This window comes from Paraburkholderia phytofirmans PsJN (assembly GCF_000020125.1).
GTDB classification, from domain to species: domain Bacteria; phylum Pseudomonadota; class Gammaproteobacteria; order Burkholderiales; family Burkholderiaceae; genus Paraburkholderia; species Paraburkholderia phytofirmans.
In genome coordinates, this window is sequence record NC_010676.1 from 2,003,507 (window position 1) to 2,027,321 (window position 23,815).

The window sequence follows — 23,815 nt, forward strand, 5'->3', positions numbered from 1 at the left end:
ATAACATTGTTCTTAATGGAACGTTGTTACAACAATAGAGAATACGTACAGAAAAGTCAATCGAAGACGGAGACAAGTTATGAATCGAAGCACCCCGGCCGAGCCGAATCGCCTGCGCCAATCGAAAACAGCGGCGGCCAGCGGCTGGATTGGATCAGCACTCGAGTACTACGACTTCCTCATTTACGCGACCGCAGCGTCATTGGTCTTTCCGCAACTTTTCTTCCCCTCTGGTAATCCGACGGTCGCGATCATCGCTTCACTGGCGACTTTCGGTGTCGGCTATGTCGCCCGTCCGCTAGGCGCTATGGTGCTCGGCCACGTCGGCGATCGGCACGGTCGGAAGACAGTGTTGATTTTCTGCATGTTCCTGATGGGCATTTCGACGATGTGCGTGGGACTTTTACCCACGTATCGGCAGGTCGGCATCTGGGCTCCGGTGCTGCTCGTCATTCTCCGGCTCGTTCAAGGGTTCGCTGTTGCCGGAGAGCTCTCCGGTGCCAGTTCCATGATTCTTGAACATGCACCGTTTGGTCGGCGCGGCTACTTTGCAAGCTTCACCATTCAGGGGTCTCAGGCCGGGCAGCTTCTGGCGTTCGGGGTCTTCCTGCCCCTCGCGCATTTCATGCCGAAGGATCAGTTCGCTTCCTGGGGATGGCGGATTCCGTTCCTGTTCAGTGTTGTCGTTATCATTGTCGGTTACATCATCCGCCGTCAGGTTCACGAGACCCCCACCTTTGCCAAGGAGCGAGCTCAGGGTCAGGTTCCCGCCTCACCGGTCGCCGAAGTCCTTCGGCAGAATTGGGGCGATGTTTTGCGCGTCGTCTGCATGGCGCTCACCGCCGTCGTCGTGTTTCTCGCTACGGTGTTCGGCACTGCGTACGCAGTGCAGCCGGCGTACGGTATCGGCTTTCCTGCCGGCGTCTATCTCTGGATTCCGGTCCTCGGTAACGTCTGTTCGGTCATCCTGATTCCCTTCGTCGGCAGTCTCTCAGACAGGATTGGCCGCAGGCCGCCAGTACTTGTCGGTGTCTTGAGCGCCGGCCTGCTTTCCTTCGGCTTCCTCTACGCGATCAGCATTCACAGCCTCTGGCTCTCACTGATTTTTTCCACGCTCATGTGGGGCATCGCCTACCAAGGCTTCAACGGTGTGTTCCCAAGCCTGTTCCCAGAACTCTTCCGACCGCGAGTACGCGTGACGGGAATGGCCATCGGACAGAATGTCGGGACGACCTTATCGGCCTTGATCCCGGCACTTTTCGTCGCAGTCGCGCCCCCTGGGTCCACCCACATCCCATTGAAGATCGGTTTTCTCACATTCGGCATTTGTCTGATCGCCGCGTTCGCCGCGTTCACCACTCGGGAAACATACCGTATCCGTCTTGACGAGCTCGGCGACCGCAACGCTATTCCCGTACCCACGGCCGAATACGAACGCCTGCGCAGTGAATCGATGGTCGCGACGAGCACGAATGCCGCGGAATCCGGGTTTGTCCACAACGTGCGGTCTTAAGCAGGCGCCGGACGCCGGCTCGAATGTGCACGAGTTCCTCGCGTCGTCGTGCGCCGACGGATCGCCTTCGGTCGGCGCAGCTTGGGTCACGCGCGCATTCACGCCAACTCAGGTATGTCGGTCTACTGATTTATCTCGCGCCCGAGTTAATTCGCAAGTTCACATATATCCAGAGACGTGCAGGCTGGCGAAACCGGCTTCCATGTAATCGAGAAATCGAGACGTAACCGGCGACTAGTAGCAGCGCACTTGAGGCATCGGTGCCGACCTCGTTAAAAAGACCTAACTCGCAGACGTAACTCGCTTTATCCACAATAGGAGACACAATGAGGACTTTTGACGTGACCAAGGCCGCCGTCGTCGCGACAACGGCATTCGCGGCCGCAGCGCCGGCGTTCGCACAAAGCAGCGTCACGCTGTACGGCATCGTCGATGATTCGATCGTTTATCAAAGCAGCCAGACCTCGCTCGGTTCGACGAACGGTGGTCGTTCGAACGTCAAGATGGCATCGGGCATCTGGGCGGGTAGCCGCTTCGGCCTGAAGGGCGCAGAAGATTTGGGTGGCGGCACCAAGGCCATCTTCCAGTTGGAGTCGGGCTTCAACCTCAACAACGGCGCGCAGCAGTACGCCAACGCGATGTTCGGCCGTCAAGCCTGGATCGGTCTGACGAACGAGACCTTCGGTACGCTGACATTGGGTCGCCAGTACACGTCTTACTACACACTGATGGCACCGTACAGTCCGACCAACTGGCTCACGGGCTACTTCGGCGCGCACCCGGGCGATGTGGACGCTTTGGACACGATCTACCGCGCAAACAACTCGATCGTCTATACGTCGCCGAAGCTCTACGGCGTGACGGTGAGCGGCTCGTACTCGCTCGCAGGCGTGCCGGACAGCGTCTATCGCGGCTCAACGTGGTCGGCGGCAATCCAGTATCAGCAGGGCCCGATCGGCGGTACGGTTGCGTTCTCGCGCATCAACAACTCAACCGTCGGCGGCGGCGTCTACGGTGCGGATTCGACAATGAACACGGCTGGCCAGTCGGGCGTGTCGGCAGTGACGAACGGCTATCAGGGTGCGCAGGCGCAGAATCGCTTCGCGGTCGGCCTCGGCTACGTATTCAATAGCGCCTGGGATCTCTCGGCGACGTACACCAACGTTCAGTACATCCCGGGCGTGCTGTCGAAGTTCACCGACGAGCAGGTTTTCAACACCGCCGGCACCGTGCTGCACTGGAAGCCCGTGACGGCATGGGACTTCGCTGCCGGCTATAGCTATACGTGGGCGAGCAAGGCGAACGGTGTCGACGACGCAGCGTCGTACCACCAGTTCAGTCTGTCCCAGTACTACGCGCTGTCCAAGCGCACCGGCTTCTACGCACTGGAAGCATTCCAGCGCGCGAACGGCCGGACGCTCGGCACGCCGACGTTTACGACGGCAGGCGCGACGAACCGGCAGATCGATGCAACGGCATCCATCGGCGATGGCTTCCAGTCGGCTCCGTCGTCGTCGCGTAGCATGTTTGCAGCAGGCGTGGGTATCGTCCACCGCTTCTAGCATCACCAAAGTTTTATCCTTATTGCGGCCACTTATTGCGGCTACGATCGCCAACACTTTCAATGCACATTGGATTCGTTCATGACCTCATATTCCAGCTATCTGCCTGACGATCTCGACGGTGCCCTGCTCGTTGGCCGCGTGTGGCGTCAAACGAACAGCGGCGCGGGACCGTGTGTCGTCGCTGTTCGTGGCGGCGAAGTATTCGATATCTCTCGCCTCGCACCAACTGTGTCCGATCTTTTCGATCGCCAGGATCTGGTCGAACTCGTCAGGCAGGCTGCCGGCGAATCTCTGGGTTATGTCGACGATCTGATCGAAACCACCGTCGCTGCGCAACGGAAAGAGGATCAGCCCTACCTGCTGGCTCCCTGCGATCTGCAAGCCATCAAAGCCTGTGGCGTGACGTTTGCGGTGAGCCTTCTCGAACGCGTCATTGAAGAGCAGGCAGGCGGCGACCCTGCGAAGGCTGAGGAAGTACGCGCTGCGATCACGCGTCTGATCGGCACCGATCTGTCGAAGATCAAGCCCGGCTCAGAAGCTGCCGTCAAGCTCAAGGAAGAACTGCAGCGACGCGGTGCATGGTCGCAGTACATGGAAGTCGGAATCGGCCCCGATGCAGAGGTATTTTCAAAGGCGCAGCCTATGTCTTCGGTCGGACTCGGTGCCGATATCGGCTTGCTGCCTGCTTCAAAGTGGAATAACCCTGAGCCGGAGATCGTCCTCGCAGTCAACAGCAAAGGCGAGGTGGTGGGTGCCACACTCGGTAACGACGTCAATCTGCGCGACATCGAAGGCCGTTCCGCGCTGCTGCTGGGCAAGTGCAAGGACAACAACGGCTCGTGCGCGATCGGTCCGTTTATCCGCCTGTTCGACGGACGGTTCACGCTGGACACGATCCGAGCAACAAGTGTTTCGTTGCGCGTGGAAGGTACCGACGACGGCTTCGTGCTCGAAGGCGTCAGCCATATGCAAGAGATCAGCCGTGACCCTATTGACCTGGTGAGTCAGACCTGGGGCAAGCACCATCAATATCCCGATGGCTTCATGTTGTTCCTCGGCACGATGTTCTCTCCGATCAAGGATCGCGATGCGCCGGGTGGTGGCTTTACGCATCACCTCGGCGACCGCGTGACGATCAGCGCCCCTCCGCTTGGCGCGCTCGTCAACACCGTGCGACTGTCGACCGAGATCGCTCCGTGGACATTCGGCGTGCGTGCGCTGTACGCCAATCTCGCCGAGCGCTCGCTTCTGAACCTCGGTTGATCAGGCAGACATTTACTCACTGACGGATTTACGATGACGCAATTCAAGAACTTCGTTGGCGGCGAATGGGTCGATGGCAACGACTTCGCTCCTAATGTGAACCCTTCGGACACGAGCGACGTGATCGGCCATTTCGCGCGGGCCAGCGCAGATCAGACACAGAAAGCAATCGCGTCTGCACGCTCAGCTTTTCGCACGTGGTCGCTCAGTACCCCACAACAGCGCTTTGACCTGCTCGACCAGGCCGGCAGCACTATCCTTGCGCGCAAAAACGAACTCGGTAAGCTGCTGGCACGCGAGGAAGGGAAAACGCTCGCCGAAGCAGTCGGCGAAGTGGGACGCGCCGGACAGATTTTCAAATTTTTCGCGGGCGAGGCATTGCGGGTCGGCGGCGAGATTTTGCCGTCCGTTCGCCCGGGACTGACAGTCGAGGTCACGCGCGAACCGGTGGGCGTCATCGGTCTGATTACGCCGTGGAACTTCCCGATCGCTATTCCCGCCTGGAAGATCGCGCCCGCGCTCGCCTATGGAAACTGCGTGGTCATCAAGCCGGCGGAACTTGTGCCCGGCAGCGTATGGGAACTCGTCAAGATCATCGCCGAAGCCGGCGCCCCGGCGGGGGTCATCAATCTGGTCATGGGCATGGGTTCGATCGTTGGCGAAATACTCGTCATGTCAGCCGACGTGGATGCAGTCAGCTTCACCGGTTCGGTTGGGACCGGCCAGGCGATCGCCGCGAAATGCGTCGCGACCGGAAAGAAGTTCCAGCTCGAGATGGGCGGCAAGAACCCGATGGTCGTGCTCGATGACGCGGATCTCGACGTCGCCGTCGAAGCATGCATCAACGGTGCGTTCTACTCCACCGGCCAGCGTTGTACCGCGTCCAGCCGCCTGATCGTGACGAGCGGCATCCACGACCGCTTTGTCGAGGCCATGCTGGCGCGCATGCGTAGCCTGAAGATCGGAAACGCGCTCGACGCGTCGACGCAGATCGGCCCCGTTGTCGATGCCAAACAATTGGAACAGGATGAGCGTTATATCGAACTCGCACGCAACGAAGGCGGTTCGGTGTTTGGCGGTGAACGTGTCACGTCGGCAACCGAAGGTTTTTTCCTGGCACCCGCTCTCGTGACCAACACCACCCCGGCGATGACGATCAACAGGGAAGAAGTGTTCGGTCCTGTCGCTTCCGTCATCAAGGTCGCGAATTACGAGGAAGCGCTTGCCGTAGCCAACGACTCGCCATTCGGCCTCTCTGCCGGCATCTGTACCATGTCGCTGGCTCATGCGAGCCATTTCAAGCGTCATGTACAGGCCGGTATGGTAATGATCAATACGGCGACCGCGGGTGTCGATTACCACGTTCCGTTCGGTGGGCGCAAAGGTTCGAGCTTGGGTCCCCGTGAACAGGGCACCTATGCGCGCGAGTTCTATACGATCGTGAAAACTGCATACGTCGCTCCGGGAAACGTGTGAGCAAACGATGAAATAGCGAGCGAGAACCGGCAGCATCGTATGAGCAGCTCGAGTTCTCCTGCATTTCACACGACTGCACGGCCGACGTGAACGGCACCTGCCAGCCGTCGGCCGAGTACCCGACAGTTGGCACGCGCACACAAACAGTTCCATCGAGAAAATGTTCGACGGCAGCAGTTTGCCGAGTGGATGGCCACGTTGAAGGTCCGTTGATCGATATGTCGACATCGGCTTGTGAAAGCCCTACACATCGCAGTGAGTTCTTCCATCAACAATTCGACACCGGCGTCGCGCTCCGCTAACAACCGGGTCTGCGGATTGAAGTACAGGACTTCGCCTCGGTCTTAACCGCTCGCGTCATATAGCGCTGGCTGGTCGTCCACCGCGACCCATCGACGCTCGGGAATTGCTCGGCAGAGGTGCCGGCTTCTTTGCACGCCACACCTATCACCCCCATTGCCAGTAGTGACTTCGAACATATCGTTAAATTACGATATATGATTCGTGTTGTAGCGATGCAGTCACAAAGGCGCTGACCCGCGCCCTGGCCTTCCCGTTGTTGTTGTCGACCCTGAAACTACCCAATGACGCTCGATATCGACGCGATTCACAAAGCGCTTGCCAATCCGGTCCGCCGGGAGATTCTCGGCAGGCTGCGCGAGCCGTACGCGCATTTCGGCGACCAGCAACTGCCGCTCGACTACGGCGTGTGCGCCGGCAAGATCGAGGGACAGTGCGGCTTGTCGCAGTCCACCGTGTCGGCCCACCTGGCGGCTTTGCAGCGCGCGGGGCTGGTCACGTCGAAGCGGGTGGGTCAATGGGTGTTCTTCAAACGCAACGAAGCCGCTATTCAGGCATTCCTGGAGCACATCAACACGAAGCTCTAGCGCCGTGATTCGCATTGCCGCGCTTCTTTCATCAAGCAGTTTTTTTCAGGCTCGGGCCGCGCGCCCTCGGCCAAAGGTGAACTCATATGCCGACTCTTTTCGATCCGCTGCAAATTGGTGACATCACGCTGTCGAACCGCATCATCATGGCGCCGCTCACGCGCCAGCGCGCCGAAGAAATCCGCGTACCGAATGCGCTGATGGCGAAGTACTACGCTGAACGCGCGAGCGCCGGTCTGATCATCAGCGAAGCGACTTCGGTCACGCCGCAAGGCGTGGGTTATGCCGAGACGCCGGGCATCTGGTCACAGGAGCAGGTCGAAGGCTGGAAACTCGTCACGAGCGCCGTGCACGCGGCGGGCGGCAAGATCTTTCTGCAACTGTGGCACGTGGGCCGTATTTCGGACCCGCTGTTCCTGAACGGCGAACTGCCGGTCGCGCCGAGCGCGATCGCCGCACGCGGCAACGTGAGCCTGGTGCGTCCGGAGCGTCCGTATGTGACGCCGCGCGCGCTGGAGCTCGATGAAATCGCCGGCGTGGTCGAAGCCTTCCGCAAAGGCGCCGAAAACGCCAAGGCAGCCGGCTTCGACGGCGTCGAAGTGCACGGCGCGAACGGCTATCTGCTCGACCAGTTCCTGCAGGACAGCACCAACCAGCGCACCGACGCCTACGGCGGCCCGATCGAAAACCGCGCGCGTCTGCTGCTTGAAATCACCGACGCGTGTATCGGCGTGTGGGGCGCGAACCGTGTCGGCGTGCACCTCGCACCGCGCCGCGATGCGCACGCCATGGGCGATTCCGATCCGGCCGGCACGTTTGGCTATGTGGCCCGCGAACTCGGCAAGCGCAAGATCGCGTTCATTGCCGCACGTGAAGCGCTCGGCGACGACCGTCTCGGCCCGCAACTGAAGAAAGCCTTCGGCGGCCCGTACATCGCGAACGAAAAGTTCACCAAGGAAACCGCGCAGCAGGTGCTCGACGCGGGCGAAGCGGATGCGGTGGCGTGGGGTCAGCTGTTTATCGCGAATCCGGATCTGGTGCGCCGCTTCGCCACGAATGCGCCGTTCAACAAGCCGAACCCGGCGACGTACTACGCACGCGGTGAAACCGGCTACGTCGACTATCCGACGCTGGAAGCCGTGGAGTAAGACTTGCAACAGGCGGGAAAAGGCGAAGCTATGCGAAGCGATGGCGGAGGTTAAGCTGCTGATTGAAAGCAGCCAGTTGCATGGCAGTGCGCCGAAAAACGCGCGGCGGGTATGACTCGAACGATATGTTCCAGTCCTACCCGCCGCGTTTTTTTTATGGCTCGACACCCGAGCCCATGCATCACACACCACACGTCATGCAAGATCACGCCGCATGAACACGCGCTTCGATTCGTCGAGTCCGCGCGCGATGTGCGCGTCGCGCCGCGCGATCAACGCCGCGTCGAGTTCGGCCTCTTCGATATCGCGAAACCCGAGCCGGCGATAATACGGTGCGTTCCACGGCACCTCGCGAAACGTCGACAGAATCAGTTGCGTAAGCCGTTGAGCGCGCGCAATGTGCGCGACCTGCTCGATCAGCGCTGCCCCGATACGCTGGCCCGCGTGCGAGGTGAGCACGTCGAGCTCCTGCACATAGATGCGCGTGGGTTGCGGCTCGAACATCACGAAACCGGCGCACGTCGCATCGGCAGCCACGGCCACGATGATCTCCCGCGCCGCGATCTTGCGTTCGACGACTTCCAGATCCATCGGCGGCGCATCCGCGATACCCGCCATATCGACGCTGAGGAACCGCTGTCCCGCCTCGAATTCGATCGCGCGGATCGCGTGGGCATCGTGTTGTTCGGCAAAGCGGAAGGTCATACCGGTAGCGTGTTGCATGGGCATTCTGGCAGGTTCGTGCATAGGGTTATTCTCGACGACACGCCCCGATATTGACACCGCCTCCGAGAAATACACAAGTCAGCGCGCCGCCGTGGGACTAAACTCCTGAAAATCCGAATTCCCCTTCGACCCAAGATGGATCTGATGCATGTACTGCAGGTCGCCCTGCACTTCGACCAGCACCTGAGCGGCCTGATCGTGCAATACGGCACCGCCGTCTACGCGATGCTGTTTCTCGTCGTGTTCGTCGAGATCGGTTTTTTGCCGCTGTTCTTCCTGCCCGGCGATCCGCTGATTTTCATTTGCGGCGGTCTCGCGGCCACCGGCGCGCTGAATGTCTGGCTCGTGATTCCGGTGCTGTTCGCCGCAACGGTGGCGGGCAGTATCGTCGACTACGCGATCGGACGGGCGATCGGCGAGAAAGTCTATACCGCCGACTATCGCTGGCTCGACAAGAACGCGCTGCGCAAGGCGCACGCGTTTTACGAAGCGCGCGGCGGGCTGACCTTTCTGCTGTCGCCGTTCATCGCCGTGGTGCGCACCTTCGCGCCGTTCGTCGCCGGCGTTTCGCGCATGACGTTCGCGCGTTTTGTGTCGTTCGTCACCGCGGGCGCGGCGTTATGGATCGTGTCGCTGGTGGCGGCCGGCTATCTGTTCGGCAACGTGCCGCTGGTGCGCGATCACATGAGTTCGATCGTGCTGTTAGGCGTCGCGCTCGGCGTCGGCTCGCTGCTCATGAGCGCCGTGTGGCGCTTCGTCAACCGGCGTTTGCGCGCGCGCTGAAGTTCGCGGAAATCGGCATGACGCTCGCGTGCGCGCAAGCTGCTCACCACGCGGCGCGCCGTGAAAATCGCCAACCGCGCGAGCGCAACGATGATGGCTGGCGTTGCGGCCGCAATCGCCACGCGCTGAAGCCTCCCTCGTCTGGACGTCTTAGCGCTCCTCAGCCGCTCGATCCGGACCTCTGCACCGCGGCTCGCAGCGAAGCCAGCAACGCCTGCCACCATTCGCCGTGCCGCAGGAGAAACACGCGATCGGGGAAATGGTGACGCGCTACATGCTCCTGCGGCACGGTATCCCAGCCACGATGCTCGACGGTCACGCGCGTTTCTTCGCCCACCGCTTCGAACCGCACTTCGACATGCGTGTGCTGCACGTCGCTAAAACTGGCCTGGCGCCAGCCGAAGGCAAGACGCTCGCCCGGCTCCCACGCCGTGACGCGACCGATCTCGAAGACGCTGCCGTCCGCCTGCGTCTCGATCAGGCGCCCCTGCCCGCCCGCTTGCTCAGCTGGCTCGAACGACAACACGCCGGCGCTTTGCGGCGTGAACTGAAACAGCTGATTGGGCCGCCACCATGCGCCGATCTCGCGCGTAAAAACGTCAAACGCGCGTTGCGGCGAGGCGGCCACGCGCAACGACACCTGCACGCGCGAACTCATCTTTCGGCCTCCAGATGCGCTTTGAACGACAGCAATTGCCCGGCCCACATGGCCTCGGTCTGTTCAAGCCACGCTTTCAATTCGCTCATCGGCGTCGAGCGCAACACGTAAAGCCGAACGCGCGCGTCGACGCCGTCATGCGATTCCTCGATCAGCTGGCTCGAGCGCAGCACACGCAAGTGCCGGCTCATTGCTTGAGGCGAGAGACCTGTGGCTTGCGCGAGTTCGCCGGCGCGCATTGGCTGACGGCTGAGCAGATCGACCACCTGACGGCGGTTCGGATCGGCTAGCGCGGCCAATGTGCGGTCGAGCGAGGCGCTGGCAGGCAGGGCCATGCGTTACACCCGTCCTTCGATCTTCAGGCCGCTGACGCGCTCGGCTTCCTCGCGCGACACGGTGCGCACCGTCTGGCCGAAACTCCACACGTGCCCTTCCGGATCGCGGACGGCGTAGACGCGGTCGCCGTAAAACTGATCTTCCGGTTCGCGCGTCACCACCGCGCCCGCGGCACGCGCGCGGGCGCAATGTTCGTCGATGCCGTCACGCAATTGCACGTGCACCGACTGCGTGTTCTTGCCGCCGATCGACGCCGGGCTGGCCGCGTTTTCCGACCATTCGCGGCAGATCATCACGTAGCTGTCGCCGAAACGCATTTCCGAGTGGCCCAACTGGCCGTCGTTGTCCGTGACGACCAACTGGCGCTCGAAGCCGAATGCACGCTCAAGCCAGTCGAGCGCGGCAAACGGGTCCTTGTAGTACACCGCGGATCCCAACGAAGGACGATGAAGCGGCTCGCTCATGACTGCCTCCATTTGTAAACGTTGTGATTAATATTTAACATTATAGTTAAACAAATCGAAAAAGCAAGGAGGATGTGAACAACCTCCGCCGTTGCGCTGCCGGGCGGCGTTTGTTTTCCACCTAGCGTGGCAGGACGCCCCTCACCTTGACCTCAGCCAGATATGAAGGTAACCTTAGCAGGTAACCTTCACATCTGTCATGGCATGAACAAGAGCGATCTCCCGCCCGACACCGAAGCCCTGCACGCCATGGCGGAAAACCTGCGCGTGCTGGTCGGCAAACTGCGCCGCCGCTTGCGTGAAGAATCGCATCTGGGCGACTTCACCCCTTCACAGGTGCAGGTCCTCGGCTTGCTGGAGCGTGAAGGTCCGGCAACGGTCACCGCGCTCGCGCGAGCTCACGGCATGCGTCCGCAATCCATGGGCGAGACGCTTTCGGTTCTGAAAGCAGCCGGGCTTGTCAGCGGCGCGCCCGATCCGAACGACGGACGGCAAACGGTCCTCTCGCTCACCCCCGCCTTTCGAAAGAAAATCAAGGCAAGCCGCGCGGCGCGCGAAGACTGGTTGTTCCGCACCATCCAGACGCGCTTCTCGGCGGCCGAGCAACGGCAACTCGCGACCGGCGTCGACTTGTTCAAACGCCTCATCGACTCGTAACTCTCACGGAGCACCTCATGGCATTCACCACGCTCGACGCAAAAACCGCATTGATCGTCATCGATTTGCAGCAGGGCATTGTCGCGCTCCCCACCGCGCATCCCACCGGCGAAGTGGTCAAGCGCTCGGCGCTCGTCGCCGACGCGTTTCGCCGCCACGGCCTGCCCGTGGTGCTCGTCAATGTGACCGGCGGCGCGCCGGGCCGCGCGGAACAGGCACGCCCTTCCGGCGACTTCCCCGCCGGCTTCGCGGACCTCGTGCCCGAAATCAACGCGCAGCCGTCGGATCATCGGGTCACCAAGCGCACCTGGGGCGCATTCACGAACACGGATCTCGAAGCCTATCTGCGCGAGCAAGGCGTCACGCAAGTGGTGCTGGTGGGCGTGGCGACCAGCATTGGCGTGGAATCCACCGCGCGCTTCGCCAACGAACTCGGCTTCAATGTCACGCTCGTCGTCGACGCCATGACCGACCTCCATGCGGATGCTCACACCAACAGCATCACACGCATCTTCCCGCGTCTCGGCGAGACCGGCACGACACAGGAGCTCCTCGAGTTGCTCGAGCGTTCGCGCGCATGATGCCTGGTTCGACCGCACTACGAAGCCCGGGCGCCGGGCTAACCGCGTACATGGAAACAGTCCGGTGACAGGCACTTTCCGTTCGCTGCGCAATTTCAATTACCGGGTCTGGGCGGGCGGCGCGATCGTCTCCAACATCGGCACGTGGATGCAGCGCACGGCGCAGGACTGGCTCGTCCTCACGGAACTCACGCGTCACAATGCGACCGCCGTGGGGATCGTCATGTCGCTGCAGTTCGGCCCGCAATTGCTGCTGTTGCCGCTCACCGGTTATGCGGCCGATCACTTCGACCGCCGCAAGCTGCTGTTCGCCACCCAGGCGGCCATGGGCACCTGCGCACTGGGCCTCGGCATTCTCACCGTGACCGGGCTCGTGCAGTTGTGGCACGTCTATGTGTTCGCGGGGCTGCTCGGCTGCGTCACCGCGTTCGACTCGCCGGTGCGCCAGACCTTCGTGTCCGATCTGGTCGGCGAAGAAGATCTGTCGAACGCCGTCGGCCTGAATTCCACTTCGTTCAACATGGCGCGCATGGTCGGGCCCGCGGTCGCCGGTTTGCTGATCGCATCGGTCGGCACCGGTTGGGTGTTTCTGATCAATGCGCTGTCTTTCGTCGCCGTGCTCGGGTCGCTGCGCATGCTGCGGCTGAACGAACTGCATCTGAGGCCGGCTGCGGCGCGCTCGCGCGGCAGTTTCGTGGAAGGCTTCAAATATGTCTGGAAGCGCCCCGATCTGGTGACCGCGTTGTTGATGCTGTTCCTGATCGGCACGTTCGGCCTGAACTTCCCGATCTTCATTTCGACGATGTCGGTCACGGAGTTTCATGCGGGCGCCAGCGAATACGGCGTGCTGAGTTCGACCATGGCGATCGGCTCCGTGACCGGCGCGCTGCTCGCCGCGCGCCGTGCGAAACCGCGCATGGTGCTGCTGCTCGGCGCAGCGGCCATGTTCGGGGTGGGCTGTACGCTGGCTTCGCTGATGCCGAGCACCCTGTTGTTCGGCCTGATGCTCATCGCGATCGGCGTCTCGACGCAGACCTTCTCGACCTCCACCAACAGTCTCGTGCAAGTCACTACCGAGCCTGCCATGCGCGGCCGGGTGATCGCGATTCTGCTGGCTATTTTGATGGGCGGCACGCCGCTCGGCGCGCCGGTCGTCGGCTGGGTCGCGGACCGTTTCGGCCCACGCTGGGCGCTCGGGGTCGGCGCGGCTTCGGGATTCGCGGCGGCGCTCGTCGGCTTGCTTTATTTCGTGAAGTACCGCCAATTGCGCGTGTATATCGAAGCGGGGCGTCTGCGCTACAGCGTCGACGATCCGCGGCAGGCGCCTGCTTATGTCAGCCCAGCCGCCGCAGTGCAAAACGCCGTGTTGAGCGAAGCGGAAGAAGATTCGTCTGCGGGCGTTTAAGGTGGCCGCTGCAGCGTGCAGATATGAAAAAGCCGCGCCTGAATTGTCAGGCGCGGCTTTTTCATTACAACGATTCACCGGACGAATTACTTCGCCACCGGCATCGTAAATTCGGCACCCTTGGCAATGCTATCCGGCCAGCGCTGCATGATGCTCTTGTAGCGCGTATAGAAGCGCACGCCCTCTTCGCCGTAAGCGTGATGATCGCCGAACAGCGAACGCTTCCAGCCGCCGAACGAATGCCACGCCATCGGCACCGGAATCGGCACGTTGATGCCGACCATGCCCACCTGAATCTGCCGGCCGAACGCGCGCGCCACACCGCCGTCCGAGGTGAAGAGCGACACGCCGTTGCCGAACTCGTGCGCGTTGATCAGATCCACGGCGCTCGCGAAATCGGGCACCCGCACCACTGCCAGCACCGGGCCGAAAATCTCTTCCTTGTAGATCTTCATTTCCGTGCCGACATGGTCGAACAGCGTGCCGCCGACAAAGAAGCCTTCCTCGTTCGTCACCGGATGAGCGCGGCCATCGACGATCAGCTTCGCGCCTTCCGCCTCGCCCGACGCGATATAACCCGTCACCTTGGCCTTATGTTCAGCGGTAACCAACGGACCCATTTCGGCGTCGAGATGTTCGCCATTCTTGATGACGAGCGATTTGACGCGCGGCACCAGCTTTTCGATCAGCTTGTCGGCCACGTTGCCGACCGCCACCGCAACCGAAATCGCCATGCAACGCTCGCCCGCCGAACCATAGGCCGCGCCGATCAGTGCGTCGACGGCTTGATCCAGATCGGCATCCGGCATCACCACCAGATGATTCTTCGCGCCGCCGAGCGCCTGCACGCGCTTGCCGCGCTTCGACGCTTCGGTGTGAATGTATTCCGCGATGGGCGTCGAGCCAACGAACGACAGCGCCGCGACATCCGGATGATCGATCAGCGCATCGACGGCCACCTTGTCGCCGTTGACCACGTTGAACACGCCGTCCGGCAGACCGGCTTCCTTCAGCAATTCGGCGAGACGCAGCGACGCCGACGGGTCACGTTCCGACGGCTTCAGCACGAACGTGTTGCCGCAGGCGAGCGCGACCGGAAACATCCACATCGGCACCATGACCGGGAAGTTGAACGGCGTGATGCCCGCGACGACGCCCAGCGCCTGCCGCAGATTCCAGTTGTCGATACCGCCGCCGATCTGGTCGGTGAAATCGGTCTTCAGCAGGTTCGGAATGCCGCACGCGAACTCGACCACTTCGATGCCGCGCACCACTTCGCCTTGCGCGTCCGTGAACACCTTGCCGTGTTCGCGCGTAATCAGCATCGCCAGTTCGTCGTGATGCTGGTTCAGCAACTCTTTGAACCTGAACAGAATGCGGGCACGCTTGAGCGGTGCCGTTTCGCTCCAGGCGGGAAAGGCGGCACGGGCGGCCTGCACCGCCGCATCCACTTCCTCGACCGACGCCAGCGCGACCGAGCCGGTCACCTTGCCGGTGGCTGGATTGAACACGTCCTTGAAGCGGCCGCTGGTCGGCGCGGCCGGCGCGCCGCCGATGTAGTGGCCCAACTGCTGCACCGACAGCTTCGCTTGTTCGTTCGCTGCATTCATGTACTCACCTCGTGTTCGGGATAAACCGCGGCGCATCGGCACCGGGCCATAGGCAAAAATCAGGCTGCGTCGCCCGGCGCCAGAGCGGCGATCCGCTCGTCGGCAGGCTCCATCGAGACCCGCCAACTGTATCGACCGCGCCGGTCATATTCCCGATACAGCCAATTAAAACCGCGCCTCACTGTATTGTTTTCTGCGTGGCAACTGTATTGGGACGCGAACCCCGTTCAGGCGTTAGCGCACGTCGCTGCGCGGCTCGGTCAAAAGCCGCCCACGCCACGCGTCACCAGCGCATACGGGCCGCTCGTCAACTGTTCCCGAAGAAATTCAATGCACACCTGGATCTTCGCCGACGACGAGAGACGCTCCGCAGTCACCGCCCACACGTCGGCGGACTGCATGTATTCAGGCAGCACGCGCACCAGTTCGCCGGCGCGCAGGCTCTCGGCTACGTCCCAGATCGAAACCATCACCACGCCGTAGCCGTCTCTCGCCCACTGCACGACGATATCGCTGAGGTTGGACGCGACGGTGCCCGTCACCTTCACGCTTTTTTCGCCGTCCGGACCGCTCAGGCGCCAGACGCCGAAGCGGTCGTCGCGTCCGCGAAACAGCAGGCAGTCGTGCTGGGCCAGCTCCGCCAGTTCGCGCGGCAGGCCGCGCCGCTCCAGATACTCCGGCGACGCGCAGAGTATCCGCGCGCTCTCCACCATCTTGTGCGCGATCAGGTGCGGCTCATGCACCTCGCCCACGCGAACGTCGATATCGAAGTTCTCGCCGACCAGATCGGCGCGCCGGTCCAGCAATTCCAGCCAGATCTCGAGATTCGGATGACGCTGGCGCAGCAAGGCCAGAATCGGCGACACGTGCTTGCGTCCGAGCCTCAGGCTGGTGCTGATGCGCAGCAAGCCGCGCAATTCGGTGCGGCGATCGGCGAACGCATCGGCCATGCCCTGCACGTCGTCGAGTATTTTTTGCGCCCACTGCAAAGCGGCTTCGCCGTCGCTCGTCACCCTGACCCGCCGCGTGGTGCGCTGAAAGAGCTTCACGCCGAGACTGACTTCCAGCATGGCGATGCGTTTGCTGACATGCGAGGGCGACAAACCCATTTCCGTCGATGCCGCCACGAAGCTGCCCCGGCGCGCGATGTTGCAGAACAACTGCAGATCGCGCAGGAAAGACTCATTGCTGGCTGTGAGCGCATTCTGATTTTCCATTCGGCCGCATTGTGTCCGTGCAGAAGCACATTACCCTAGCCTTAACGAGCCGATCGGGCAAGCCATGCGGGCCGGATGAAATACTCGGTACAACCAGGTACTCGTTAACCCTGCATTTATCGAAAGATCGCTTCGCTGCACAGCAACATCCCTGGCGTCAGAGAAAACAGGCCGCGCGGCCGGGGCCAGGTAAATCCTGGCTTGCATAGTTTTGCTTTCAGTACGCCAATGAATCAGCCGTAGAAGCTGATCAAAAAACATTTCTGTTCTGGAGACACCATGGAAACGAATACATCGGCAGGCGGCCACGAACGCCGCTCGCAGGCTCGCAAAGCAACCGCCAGCGGCTGGATCGGCTCGGCACTCGAGTACTACGACTTCTTTATCTATGCCCAGGCGGCGGCCCTGATCTTTCCGCAATTGTTCTTTCCCTCGGGCAATCCGAAGATCGCCATCGTGGCTTCGCTCGCCACTTACGGTGTCGGTTACGTCGCGCGGCCGATCGGCGCGGTGGTGCTGGGCCACTGGGGGGACACTCACGGCCGCAAGAACGTTTTGCTCGTCTGCATGTTCCTGATGGGCTTCTCGACGATGGCAGTCGCCTTTCTGCCTACCTATCACAGCGCCGGGCTGCTCGCGCCCGCCCTGCTGGTGGTGTTGCGTCTGATTCAAGGCTTCGCCGTGGCCGGTGAAATCTCGGGCGCCAGTTCGATGATTCTCGAACACGCACCATTCGGGCGGCGCGGTTACTACGCCAGCTTTACCCTGCAAGGCGTGCAGGCGGGCCAGATTCTCGCGGCCGCCGTGTTCCTGCCGCTCGCCTACTTCATGGAAGAGAGCTCGTTCAATTCGTGGGGCTGGCGCATCCCGTTCCTGTTGAGCGCCGTGGTGCTGATCGCCGGCTACTACATTCGCCGCGAAGTCCATGAAACACCTGCATTCGCCAAGGAAGACGCCAGCGGCAGCGTGCCCAAGTCGCCGATTGTCGAAGCTTTCCGCTACAACTGGCCCGATATGGTGCGCGTGATTCTCTGCTCGTTGATGAACGTGATCCCGGTCGTCGCCACCATTTTCGGCGCGGCCTATGCGGTGCAGGCGTCGTACGGCATCGGTTTTTCCAAGAGCGTCTATTTGTGGATTCCGGTGATCGGCAACATCGTCGCCGTGCTGGTGATTCCCTATGTCGGCAACCTTTCCGACCGGGTCGGCCGCCGCCTGCCCATCGTCGTAGGCGCGCTCGGCGCGGGTCTGCTGTCGTTCGGCTATCTGTACGCGATCAGCATCCGCAACGTGCCGCTCGCCATCGTGATGTCGATCCTCATGTGGGGCATCATCTATCAAGGCTACAACGCGATCTTCCCGAGCTTCTATCCGGAGCTGTTCCCGACCCGCTCACGCGTCTCCGCCATGGCCATCGGCCAGAACATCGGCACGACGATCACCGCCCTGCTGCCCGCGCTGTTCGCCTATGTCGCGCCGCCCGGATCGACCAATGTGCCGCTCATCATCGGCACGATCACGTTCGCCATCACCATCGTTGCCGCGGTGACCGCATGGACCGCCCGCGAGAACTACCGCGTCAGGCTGAGCGATCTGGGCGAACCGAATGCGGTGCCGATCGATAAGCTCAGCTACGACCGGATGCGGGCCGAGACCATGGCCGAAACCAAAAAAGCCCTTGCGTAAGCCATTTTTATCGAACTGCAAAGGAATCGATCCATGACCGGGATCCGCATCGCCGTGGCCGGCGCGGGCTATATCGGCCGCGCTCATATGGCTGTCGCGCAGCAGAGCGGTATGTGCATGCTGTCGGCGATCGTCGACCCGTCGCCAGCGGCACAGGCGCTCGCTGCTCAGGCCGGCGTGCCGCTTTACCGGGCGCTCGATGAATTGCTCGAACGCGATCGCCCGGACGGCGTAATCCTGGCCACGCCGAACCAGTTGCATGTGGAGCAAGCGCTGACCTGTCTCGCGGCCGGCGTGCCCACGCTGCTCGAAAAGCCGATCGCGTCCACGGTCGATGAGGCCGAAATGCTGGTCGGCCAGGTCGAACGCCGCGGCGTGCCGTTGCTGATCGGGCATCATCGCGCGCATAGTCCGATCATGGCCCGTGCGAAGCAACTGATCGACGAAGGCCGGCTCGGCAAACTGGTCGCCGTGATGGGCAGCGCGGTCTTCTTCAAACCGGATGAGTATTACGCCGACGCCCCTTGGCGGCGCGAGCCGGGCGGCGGTCCGATCCTGCTGAATATGATTCACGAGGTGCACAACCTGCGCATGCTGTGCGGCGACATCGTGGCCGTGCAGGCGTTTTCGTCGCGCGCCACACGCGGTTTTCCGGTCGAAGACACGGTGGCGATCAACCTGCGTTTCGCGAACGGCGCGCTCGGCAGCTTCATGCTGTCGGACACGGCCGCGAGTGCGCGCAGCTGGGAACAGACCTCGCAGGAAAACAAGGCTTATCCGACGTATCCGGACGAAGACTGTTACGTCATTGCGGGCACCTTCGGCTCGCTTGCCGTGCCCAGCATGCGCCTGAAAACCTATGGCAAGGCCGAGGATCGTTCGTGGTGGAAGCCGTTTCAGGTCGGCGTCGCCGAGATGACGCGCGACGATCCGCTCAAGCTCCAGCTCGAACATTTCGTGCGCGTGATCCGCAAAGAAGTCGAACCGCTCGTGAGCGCCCGCGACGGTTTGCAGAATCTGCGCATTACCGAGGCGATCGTCGAAGCGGCCAATACCTGTGCCGTGGTCGACACGACGTCCGCGGCCGCGGCGGCGCACTGATATCGCATCGCCCTTACTTAACTCATTGCTCCAGGGACACCCCATGAAAACGTTCGTGATGCTTCACGGCATCAACCACAATATGTTCGGCAAGCGCGATCCGGCGCAATACGGCACCGTGACGCTGGCCGAAATCGACAGCAGTCTGCAGGCATTGGGCAAGGAACTGGGTGTGCAGGTCGAGAGCTTTCAGACCAACAGCGAAGCCGCCATGTGCGAACGCATCCACCAGGCTTTCACCGACAACGCAGACGGCGTCATGATCAACGCCGGCGCATGGACGCACTACAGCTACGGTATTCGCGATGCGCTGGCGATCCTGACAGTGCCGGTGGTCGAAATCCATATGTCGAACATCCACGCGCGCGAGGCATTCCGGCATGTGTCCGTGTTCGCGGAAATCGTCAAAGGGCAGATTTGCGGCTTTGGCGTGGACAGTTATTTGCTAGGGCTGCGGGCGGCTGTGTCGGCGGCGGCCGCTTGAATGACGGCGAGTATGCGTCGCCGCGTTCGGAGCCATTTACCGTCGCGCGGCGAATGCGCCATCAGCGCCATGCGTCGGTCAGTTCATTGGCCAGCACCATCTTCTCGCGAATCACTTCGACAAAGGCGGCATCCACGCTACCTTGTGCCTTGAGGAATTTGAGCGCGGCCGAATGCACGGCACGCATCGCCCTTCCGTCGATGCCGCTCATGCGCGCCGCACCACGCCGCGTCTCCTCCACCAGATCGCGTGCGCTGCCGAAGTCGGGCGACAAACCGCTCTGCGTTTCGAACCCGGCGCGCAAACTCGCCGCATAGTCGCGCGATGTTCCAAGCCGGTCCATGTCGATCAGCAGATCGACGCCCCCCGCCATGCGCAACGCACACAGAATCCACAGCGCGACGAACGCCCGATACGCGTTATTGCCCTCCGCCGTGCGCGCATACTGCTCGCAAGCCATTGCATAAGCGTCGTCCGAAGTGGGAGCGGCGGGCGGCAAGCTCACGCCGCAGATCTCGATAGCCTGCCTGACTAGCGGGTCCGCCTGATTCAGCCCCAGCACCCGAAACGGCGCGGCCACGAAAAATGGATTGCTCCATTGCCGGCTGAGCAGCCACCCCGAAGCGAACTGCGACGCGGGATTGCGCAGCACGCCCACATGCATGGCCTGCGGGAAAGCCTGTTTCAGCCACGGCAGCCGGCCGGACGAACGGCAAAACTTGAAGACCGGCACGCTCCCTTGTTCGCTGGTGCGCTCGCACAGATTGCCCAAATAGGCCTGCAGCGCGGGAAATTCCGCGTCCGGTATGCCGGCAAAGCGATCGAGACTGAAAGCCCGGCGGTACCCATCCACACCGCGAGCGCCTTCGCGCAAAAACGGGCGATATTCGTCGAAATACGGCGCGTCGAGCGGCGGGTGGCCCGATGTCAGCGTGGGGCGCGACGCGGACACATCGGCAAGGCTCAGATCCGCGAGCACGTTGCTGAGCGGTTCATAAAAGGCGGTCACGCTATCGAGTTCGCGCAGTCGCGACCAGACCCACGTTCCCGCACTACGCCAGCCTGTATGCAGAAACACCGCCTGTTTCAGGGCGCTGTTCCGCGCGGCATCGCTTGATGAACCATTCGACGGACCATTCGACGGACCAGTGGACAACGGCATGTAGACTTCTCTTCAAATGAAAGCAACAGGTAATCGGCGCAAACACATACTTTAGCGGCTCGCGCCGCCGACTGCATGAAGGCAGGCATCACTTTACCTTGCAAGCCGCACCGCATTCGCCGGCGCGTGTGCCAGACTGAACTGGAACCGCGAGTCCAAACACTTTAAGCTGCCAGACTTCCGAACTCAAACGCCGCTCATATGAACGATTCGGCCGATATCCGTTTCCTGCTGACGCTGCGCGAAAGCGGCAGCCTCGTCGCCGCGGCGCGCAAGCTGGGCTTGTCGCCCTCGGCGGTTACGCAGCGCCTTCAGCAACTGGAAAAGAAGCTGAGCGCGCAACTGGTGAACCGCACGGCACGCCGCCTGCAATTCACGGAAGAAGGCACGCTGCTGTGCGAACGGGGCGCCGACCTCGTCCAGCAGTTCGACACGCTGTTCGAAGACCTGCAGATGCGCCGCGGCGGACTCGTCGGCACGCTGAAAATTAATGCGCCGCTGGGCTTCGGGCGGCGGCATCTCGCACCCGTGATTGCGGACTTCCAGCAGCGCAACCCCGATATCGACGTCGCCCTTACGCTCTCCGACAAACCGCTGACCGAGACCATGGATCGCTTCGATATCGTCGTGCATATCGGCGAGTTGCCGGTGTCGAATCTGATCGGCTACACGATTGCACCGAATTCACGCTTCGTCTGCGCGGCGCCCGCGCTGATCAGGCGAATCGGTACGCCGGATTCTCCGGAAGAGTTGAGCAAACTGCCCTGCATCGTACTGCGTGAGAACAACGAAGATGTTTCGCTGTGGCAGTTCAGCAAGGGCCGCACGCGCCGGAGCGTGCGCGTATCCGCTCATTTAAGCTGCAACGACGGCGACGTGATCCGCCAGTGGGCATGCGAAGGACGCGGCGTGATCCTGCGCTCCGAATGGGACGTGGCCGAAGACATCGCGAAGGGCAAGCTCGTCCGTCTGCTGCCCGGATGGAAAGCGCCGGATGCCGACGTCATGGCGCTAACGCACCAGCGCGCGGGCCTGCCGGCGCGTACGCGTCATTTCATGCAGTATCTGCAAAGCAGGTTCAGGCCGCAGCCGCCCTGGCGGCGATGATCGTTCAAAACCCGCTTGTGCGCAGTCTCAAAACGAACTATTCAATCTGTCTGAATCTATGAGTTAGCCTATCTGAACGCCGCGCCGCTGATGCAACTTTATAATCAGCTTACCGTCCGTGGCCGCTCAATCCAATCATGACTCTTGCCCCCGTGCCTGCCGCCTATCCCAAAGCGGTCCTGTTCGATCTTCTGACCGCCCTGCTCGACTCGTGGACCTCATGGAATCGCGCGGCCGGTTCCGAACAGGCGGGCCGGGCATGGCGCGCCGCCTATCTGCGGCTGACCTACGGCTGCGGCTCGTACATTGCGTATGAACAACTGGTGCGCGAAGCGGCCGCACAAGTCGGCCTGCCCGAATCAGCCGCGCTCGCGCTCGAAGCGGACTGGCTGACGCTTACGCCGTGGAGCGGCGCCCTCGACGCGCTGCAAACGCTCGCCCCGCATTGCAAGCTGGCGGTCGTCACCAACTGCTCCACGCGTCTCGGCGAACAGGCGGCTCATCTGCTGCCGGTACGCTGGGACACGATCGTCACCGCCGAAGAGGCCGGCGTGTACAAGCCGGACCCGCTGCCCTACCGCCTCGCGCTCGAAAAACTCGGCGTGCAAGCTCACGAAGCGGCGTTCGTGGCCGGCTCCAGCTACGACATGTTCGGCACCGCCGCCGTCGGCTTGCGGACGTATTGGCACAACCGCGTCGGCCTGCCGCTCGTAGACGGCGCGCAGGCACCCGAACTCGAGTCGCCGACGCTCGACAAACTTGTCCCGTGGGTCGCTCGCTTCGGCGCAAACCAGCATGACCACGCATAACCCCATTTCCCGGTGAAAGCATGAAACTCGACCAGATTGAAACTCCAGCCGCGTTGATCGACATCGCACGAATGCAAAGGAACATCGCGCGAATGCAAGGGCGTATGAACACGCTCGGCGTTGCGTTTCGTCCGCACGTGAAGACCACCAAATGCATCGACGTGGTCCGCGCGCAGATCGCCGCCGGCGCGCGTGGCATCACGGTGTCCACATTGAAAGAAGCCGAGGCGTTCTTCGCCGCCGGTGTCGACGATATTCTTTACGCCGTCAGCATGGTCCCGTCGAAGCTGCCACGAGCGCTCGCGCTGCGCCGCCAGGGCTGCAATCTGAAGCTGGTGGTCGACAATCCGACCGCCGCCTCGGCCATCGCCGCATTCGGCGATCAGCACGGAGAAACCTTCGAGGTGTGGATCGAAGTGGATACGGACGGGCACCGTTCAGGCATCACACCGGAACAGGACACACTGCTCGAAGTCGGCCGGATTCTGCACGACAACGGTGTCGAGGTGGGCGGTGTGATGACCCATGCCGGTTCGAGCTACGAGCTCGATACGCCCGAAGCACTCGCCGCGCTTGCCGAGCAGGAACGCGCCGGCTGCGTGCGGGCCGCACAGCGGCTGCGCGAAGCCGGCATTGCCTGCCCGGCGGTCAGCGTCGGCTCGACGCCGACTGCCCTCGCTGCCACGCAGTTAGAGGGCGTCACGGAAGTGCGCGCCGGCGTGTACGTGCTGTTCGACCTCGTCATGCACAACGTCGGCGTGTGCGCGCTCGACGACATCGCGCTCAGCGTGCTCGCCACCGTGATCGGCCATCAGGCGGACAAGGGCTGGGCGATTCTCGACGCGGGCTGGATGGCGATGAGCCGCGATCGCGGCACGTCGAAGCAGTCGCACGATTTCGCCTATGGCCAGCCGTGCCTGCTGAACGGCACGGCGCTGCGCGGCTACGTAGTCAGCGGCGCCAACCAGGAGCACGGCATTCTCTCGCCGACCGCGGACAACGCGGACGCCCACGACGATGTCACACAGCGCTTTCCGATCGGCATGAAACTGCGCATTCTGCCCAATCACGCGTGCGCTACCGGCGCGCAGTTTCCCGAGTATTACGCGGTGGCGCCGGACGGCAACAGCGTGGAGTGGCGGCGCTTTCACGGCTGGTGAAGCGGGGGCGCCAGCGC

General features: G+C 62.1%; 23 protein-coding genes. 16 read left to right on the forward strand and 7 right to left on the reverse strand.

Annotated features, from left to right (window positions below):
* Positions 1–79: 79 nt before the first annotated feature.
* The 6 genes from BPHYT_RS28755 (at position 80) to BPHYT_RS28780 (ending at position 7,852) form a co-directional block, all read left to right on the forward strand.
* Entirely contained in the window at positions 80–1,513 is a 1,434-nt protein-coding gene (locus tag BPHYT_RS28755) for an MFS transporter (RefSeq protein WP_012427645.1), read from the forward strand.
* A 326-nt stretch (positions 1,514–1,839) separates the two neighbouring features.
* Complete coding sequence (locus tag BPHYT_RS28760) at positions 1,840–3,075, forward strand: porin (RefSeq protein ID WP_012427646.1); 1,236 nt, start codon at positions 1,840–1,842, stop codon at positions 3,073–3,075.
* Positions 3,076–3,156: 81 nt separating this feature from the next.
* Positions 3,157–4,341 carry a fumarylacetoacetate hydrolase family protein gene (locus BPHYT_RS28765; RefSeq protein WP_012427647.1) on the forward strand — a complete coding sequence of 395 codons (1,185 nt, stop codon included), beginning with the start codon at positions 3,157–3,159 and terminating at the stop codon, positions 4,339–4,341.
* 33 nt (positions 4,342–4,374) lie between these two features.
* Positions 4,375–5,817, forward strand: coding sequence for an aldehyde dehydrogenase family protein (locus BPHYT_RS28770; RefSeq protein ID WP_012427648.1), 1,443 nt, complete (start codon positions 4,375–4,377; stop codon positions 5,815–5,817).
* A gap of 584 nt (positions 5,818–6,401) precedes the next feature.
* Complete coding sequence (locus BPHYT_RS28775) at positions 6,402–6,704, forward strand: ArsR/SmtB family transcription factor (protein ID WP_012427649.1); 303 nt, start codon at positions 6,402–6,404, stop codon at positions 6,702–6,704.
* 86 nt (positions 6,705–6,790) lie between these two features.
* Positions 6,791–7,852, forward strand: a complete 1,062-nt coding sequence (locus BPHYT_RS28780) for an alkene reductase (protein WP_012427650.1) — start codon at positions 6,791–6,793, stop codon at positions 7,850–7,852.
* Between the two features lie 195 nt (positions 7,853–8,047).
* On the opposite strand, the gene BPHYT_RS28785 is transcribed toward BPHYT_RS28780, so the two are convergent.
* Positions 8,048–8,575: a GNAT family N-acetyltransferase gene (locus BPHYT_RS28785; protein WP_041759227.1), complete on the reverse strand. Its 528-nt coding sequence runs from the start codon at positions 8,573–8,575 to the stop codon at positions 8,048–8,050.
* Between the two features lie 138 nt (positions 8,576–8,713).
* On the opposite strand from BPHYT_RS28785, the gene BPHYT_RS28790 reads away from it, so the two are divergent.
* Positions 8,714–9,361 (forward strand): VTT domain-containing protein, encoded by a 648-nt coding sequence (locus BPHYT_RS28790; RefSeq protein WP_012427652.1) that lies wholly within the window; start codon positions 8,714–8,716, stop codon positions 9,359–9,361.
* Between the two features lie 160 nt (positions 9,362–9,521).
* On the opposite strand, the gene BPHYT_RS28795 is transcribed toward BPHYT_RS28790, so the two are convergent.
* The 3 genes from BPHYT_RS28795 to BPHYT_RS28805 are packed head-to-tail and all read right to left on the reverse strand — an operon-like array spanning position 9,522 to position 10,819.
* Positions 9,522–10,019: an SRPBCC family protein gene (locus BPHYT_RS28795; protein ID WP_012427653.1), complete on the reverse strand. Its 498-nt coding sequence runs from the start codon at positions 10,017–10,019 to the stop codon at positions 9,522–9,524.
* The gene (locus BPHYT_RS28800) at positions 10,016–10,354 is read right to left on the reverse strand and encodes an ArsR/SmtB family transcription factor (protein ID WP_012427654.1); all 339 of its coding nucleotides are present in this window, start codon (positions 10,352–10,354) and stop codon (positions 10,016–10,018) included. The genes BPHYT_RS28795 and BPHYT_RS28800 overlap by 4 nt, the downstream gene beginning before the upstream one ends.
* A gap of 3 nt (positions 10,355–10,357) precedes the next feature.
* Positions 10,358–10,819, reverse strand: a complete 462-nt coding sequence (locus BPHYT_RS28805) for a VOC family protein (RefSeq protein ID WP_012427655.1) — start codon at positions 10,817–10,819, stop codon at positions 10,358–10,360.
* A 204-nt stretch (positions 10,820–11,023) separates the two neighbouring features.
* On the opposite strand from BPHYT_RS28805, the gene BPHYT_RS28810 reads away from it, so the two are divergent.
* The 3 genes from BPHYT_RS28810 (at position 11,024) to BPHYT_RS28820 (ending at position 13,462) form a co-directional block, all read left to right on the forward strand.
* On the forward strand, positions 11,024–11,476 hold the full coding sequence (locus BPHYT_RS28810; RefSeq protein ID WP_012427656.1) for a MarR family winged helix-turn-helix transcriptional regulator: 453 nt from the start codon (positions 11,024–11,026) through the stop codon (positions 11,474–11,476).
* A gap of 17 nt (positions 11,477–11,493) precedes the next feature.
* On the forward strand, positions 11,494–12,057 hold the full coding sequence (locus BPHYT_RS28815) for an isochorismatase family protein (protein ID WP_012427657.1): 564 nt from the start codon (positions 11,494–11,496) through the stop codon (positions 12,055–12,057).
* Positions 12,058–12,121: 64 nt separating this feature from the next.
* Entirely contained in the window at positions 12,122–13,462 is a 1,341-nt protein-coding gene (locus BPHYT_RS28820; RefSeq protein WP_012427658.1) for an MFS transporter, read from the forward strand.
* 86 nt (positions 13,463–13,548) lie between these two features.
* Here the strand turns inward: BPHYT_RS28820 and BPHYT_RS28825 are convergent, their stop codons facing one another.
* Both BPHYT_RS28825 and BPHYT_RS28830 read right to left on the reverse strand, forming a co-directional pair.
* Positions 13,549–15,072 (reverse strand): CoA-acylating methylmalonate-semialdehyde dehydrogenase, encoded by a 1,524-nt coding sequence (locus BPHYT_RS28825; RefSeq protein WP_012427659.1) that lies wholly within the window; start codon positions 15,070–15,072, stop codon positions 13,549–13,551.
* Positions 15,073–15,332: 260 nt separating this feature from the next.
* Entirely contained in the window at positions 15,333–16,289 is a 957-nt protein-coding gene (locus BPHYT_RS28830) for a LysR family transcriptional regulator (RefSeq protein WP_012427660.1), read from the reverse strand.
* 279 nt (positions 16,290–16,568) lie between these two features.
* On the opposite strand from BPHYT_RS28830, the gene BPHYT_RS28835 reads away from it, so the two are divergent.
* Genes BPHYT_RS28835 through aroQ form a run of 3 tightly spaced genes read left to right on the forward strand, consistent with a single transcriptional unit; the run spans position 16,569 to position 19,560 of the window.
* On the forward strand, positions 16,569–17,975 hold the full coding sequence (locus BPHYT_RS28835; RefSeq protein ID WP_012427661.1) for an MFS transporter: 1,407 nt from the start codon (positions 16,569–16,571) through the stop codon (positions 17,973–17,975).
* Positions 17,976–18,008: 33 nt separating this feature from the next.
* On the forward strand, positions 18,009–19,076 hold the full coding sequence (locus BPHYT_RS28840) for a Gfo/Idh/MocA family protein (RefSeq protein WP_012427662.1): 1,068 nt from the start codon (positions 18,009–18,011) through the stop codon (positions 19,074–19,076).
* A 43-nt stretch (positions 19,077–19,119) separates the two neighbouring features.
* Positions 19,120–19,560 (forward strand): type II 3-dehydroquinate dehydratase, encoded by a 441-nt coding sequence (aroQ, locus tag BPHYT_RS28845; RefSeq protein ID WP_012427663.1) that lies wholly within the window; start codon positions 19,120–19,122, stop codon positions 19,558–19,560.
* Positions 19,561–19,621: 61 nt separating this feature from the next.
* Here the strand turns inward: aroQ and BPHYT_RS28850 are convergent, their stop codons facing one another.
* Positions 19,622–20,722 carry a hypothetical protein gene (locus tag BPHYT_RS28850; protein ID WP_012427664.1) on the reverse strand — a complete coding sequence of 367 codons (1,101 nt, stop codon included), beginning with the start codon at positions 20,720–20,722 and terminating at the stop codon, positions 19,622–19,624.
* 201 nt (positions 20,723–20,923) lie between these two features.
* On the opposite strand from BPHYT_RS28850, the gene BPHYT_RS28855 reads away from it, so the two are divergent.
* From BPHYT_RS28855 to BPHYT_RS28865, 3 genes are all read left to right on the forward strand, one after another.
* A complete protein-coding gene (locus BPHYT_RS28855) occupies positions 20,924–21,829 on the forward strand; it encodes a LysR family transcriptional regulator (protein WP_012427665.1) in 906 nt (301 codons plus the stop codon).
* A 137-nt stretch (positions 21,830–21,966) separates the two neighbouring features.
* Positions 21,967–22,638, forward strand: coding sequence for an HAD family hydrolase (locus BPHYT_RS28860; RefSeq protein ID WP_012427666.1), 672 nt, complete (start codon positions 21,967–21,969; stop codon positions 22,636–22,638).
* Positions 22,639–22,658: 20 nt separating this feature from the next.
* Positions 22,659–23,798, forward strand: coding sequence for a DSD1 family PLP-dependent enzyme (locus BPHYT_RS28865; RefSeq protein ID WP_041759230.1), 1,140 nt, complete (start codon positions 22,659–22,661; stop codon positions 23,796–23,798).
* Positions 23,799–23,815 lie beyond the last annotated feature (17 nt).

Bases quoted from the DNA above. Each gene is read 5' to 3' on its own strand.
- aroQ (WP_012427663.1), top strand. From the start codon at position 19,120: ATGAAAACGTTCGTGATGCTTCACGGCATCAACCACAATATGTTCGGC.
- BPHYT_RS28850 (WP_012427664.1), bottom strand. From the start codon at position 20,722: ATGCCGTTGTCCACTGGTCCGTCGAATGGTCCGTCGAATGGTTCATCA.
- BPHYT_RS28780 (WP_012427650.1), top strand. From the start codon at position 6,791: ATGCCGACTCTTTTCGATCCGCTGCAAATTGGTGACATCACGCTGTCG.
- BPHYT_RS28800 (WP_012427654.1), bottom strand. From the start codon at position 10,354: ATGGCCCTGCCTGCCAGCGCCTCGCTCGACCGCACATTGGCCGCGCTA.
- BPHYT_RS28835 (WP_012427661.1), top strand. From the start codon at position 16,569: ATGGAAACGAATACATCGGCAGGCGGCCACGAACGCCGCTCGCAGGCT.
- BPHYT_RS28775 (WP_012427649.1), top strand. From the start codon at position 6,402: ATGACGCTCGATATCGACGCGATTCACAAAGCGCTTGCCAATCCGGTC.
- BPHYT_RS28810 (WP_012427656.1), top strand. From the start codon at position 11,024: ATGAACAAGAGCGATCTCCCGCCCGACACCGAAGCCCTGCACGCCATG.
- BPHYT_RS28790 (WP_012427652.1), top strand. From the start codon at position 8,714: ATGGATCTGATGCATGTACTGCAGGTCGCCCTGCACTTCGACCAGCAC.
- BPHYT_RS28785 (WP_041759227.1), bottom strand. From the start codon at position 8,575: ATGCAACACGCTACCGGTATGACCTTCCGCTTTGCCGAACAACACGAT.
- BPHYT_RS28760 (WP_012427646.1), top strand. From the start codon at position 1,840: ATGAGGACTTTTGACGTGACCAAGGCCGCCGTCGTCGCGACAACGGCA.
- BPHYT_RS28770 (WP_012427648.1), top strand. From the start codon at position 4,375: ATGACGCAATTCAAGAACTTCGTTGGCGGCGAATGGGTCGATGGCAAC.
- BPHYT_RS28825 (WP_012427659.1), bottom strand. From the start codon at position 15,072: ATGAATGCAGCGAACGAACAAGCGAAGCTGTCGGTGCAGCAGTTGGGC.
- BPHYT_RS28765 (WP_012427647.1), top strand. From the start codon at position 3,157: ATGACCTCATATTCCAGCTATCTGCCTGACGATCTCGACGGTGCCCTG.
- BPHYT_RS28805 (WP_012427655.1), bottom strand. From the start codon at position 10,819: ATGAGCGAGCCGCTTCATCGTCCTTCGTTGGGATCCGCGGTGTACTAC.
- BPHYT_RS28830 (WP_012427660.1), bottom strand. From the start codon at position 16,289: ATGGAAAATCAGAATGCGCTCACAGCCAGCAATGAGTCTTTCCTGCGC.
- BPHYT_RS28860 (WP_012427666.1), top strand. From the start codon at position 21,967: ATGACTCTTGCCCCCGTGCCTGCCGCCTATCCCAAAGCGGTCCTGTTC.
- BPHYT_RS28865 (WP_041759230.1), top strand. From the start codon at position 22,659: ATGAAACTCGACCAGATTGAAACTCCAGCCGCGTTGATCGACATCGCA.
- BPHYT_RS28795 (WP_012427653.1), bottom strand. From the start codon at position 10,019: ATGAGTTCGCGCGTGCAGGTGTCGTTGCGCGTGGCCGCCTCGCCGCAA.
- BPHYT_RS28855 (WP_012427665.1), top strand. From the start codon at position 20,924: ATGAACGATTCGGCCGATATCCGTTTCCTGCTGACGCTGCGCGAAAGC.
- BPHYT_RS28840 (WP_012427662.1), top strand. From the start codon at position 18,009: ATGACCGGGATCCGCATCGCCGTGGCCGGCGCGGGCTATATCGGCCGC.
- BPHYT_RS28815 (WP_012427657.1), top strand. From the start codon at position 11,494: ATGGCATTCACCACGCTCGACGCAAAAACCGCATTGATCGTCATCGAT.
- BPHYT_RS28755 (WP_012427645.1), top strand. From the start codon at position 80: ATGAATCGAAGCACCCCGGCCGAGCCGAATCGCCTGCGCCAATCGAAA.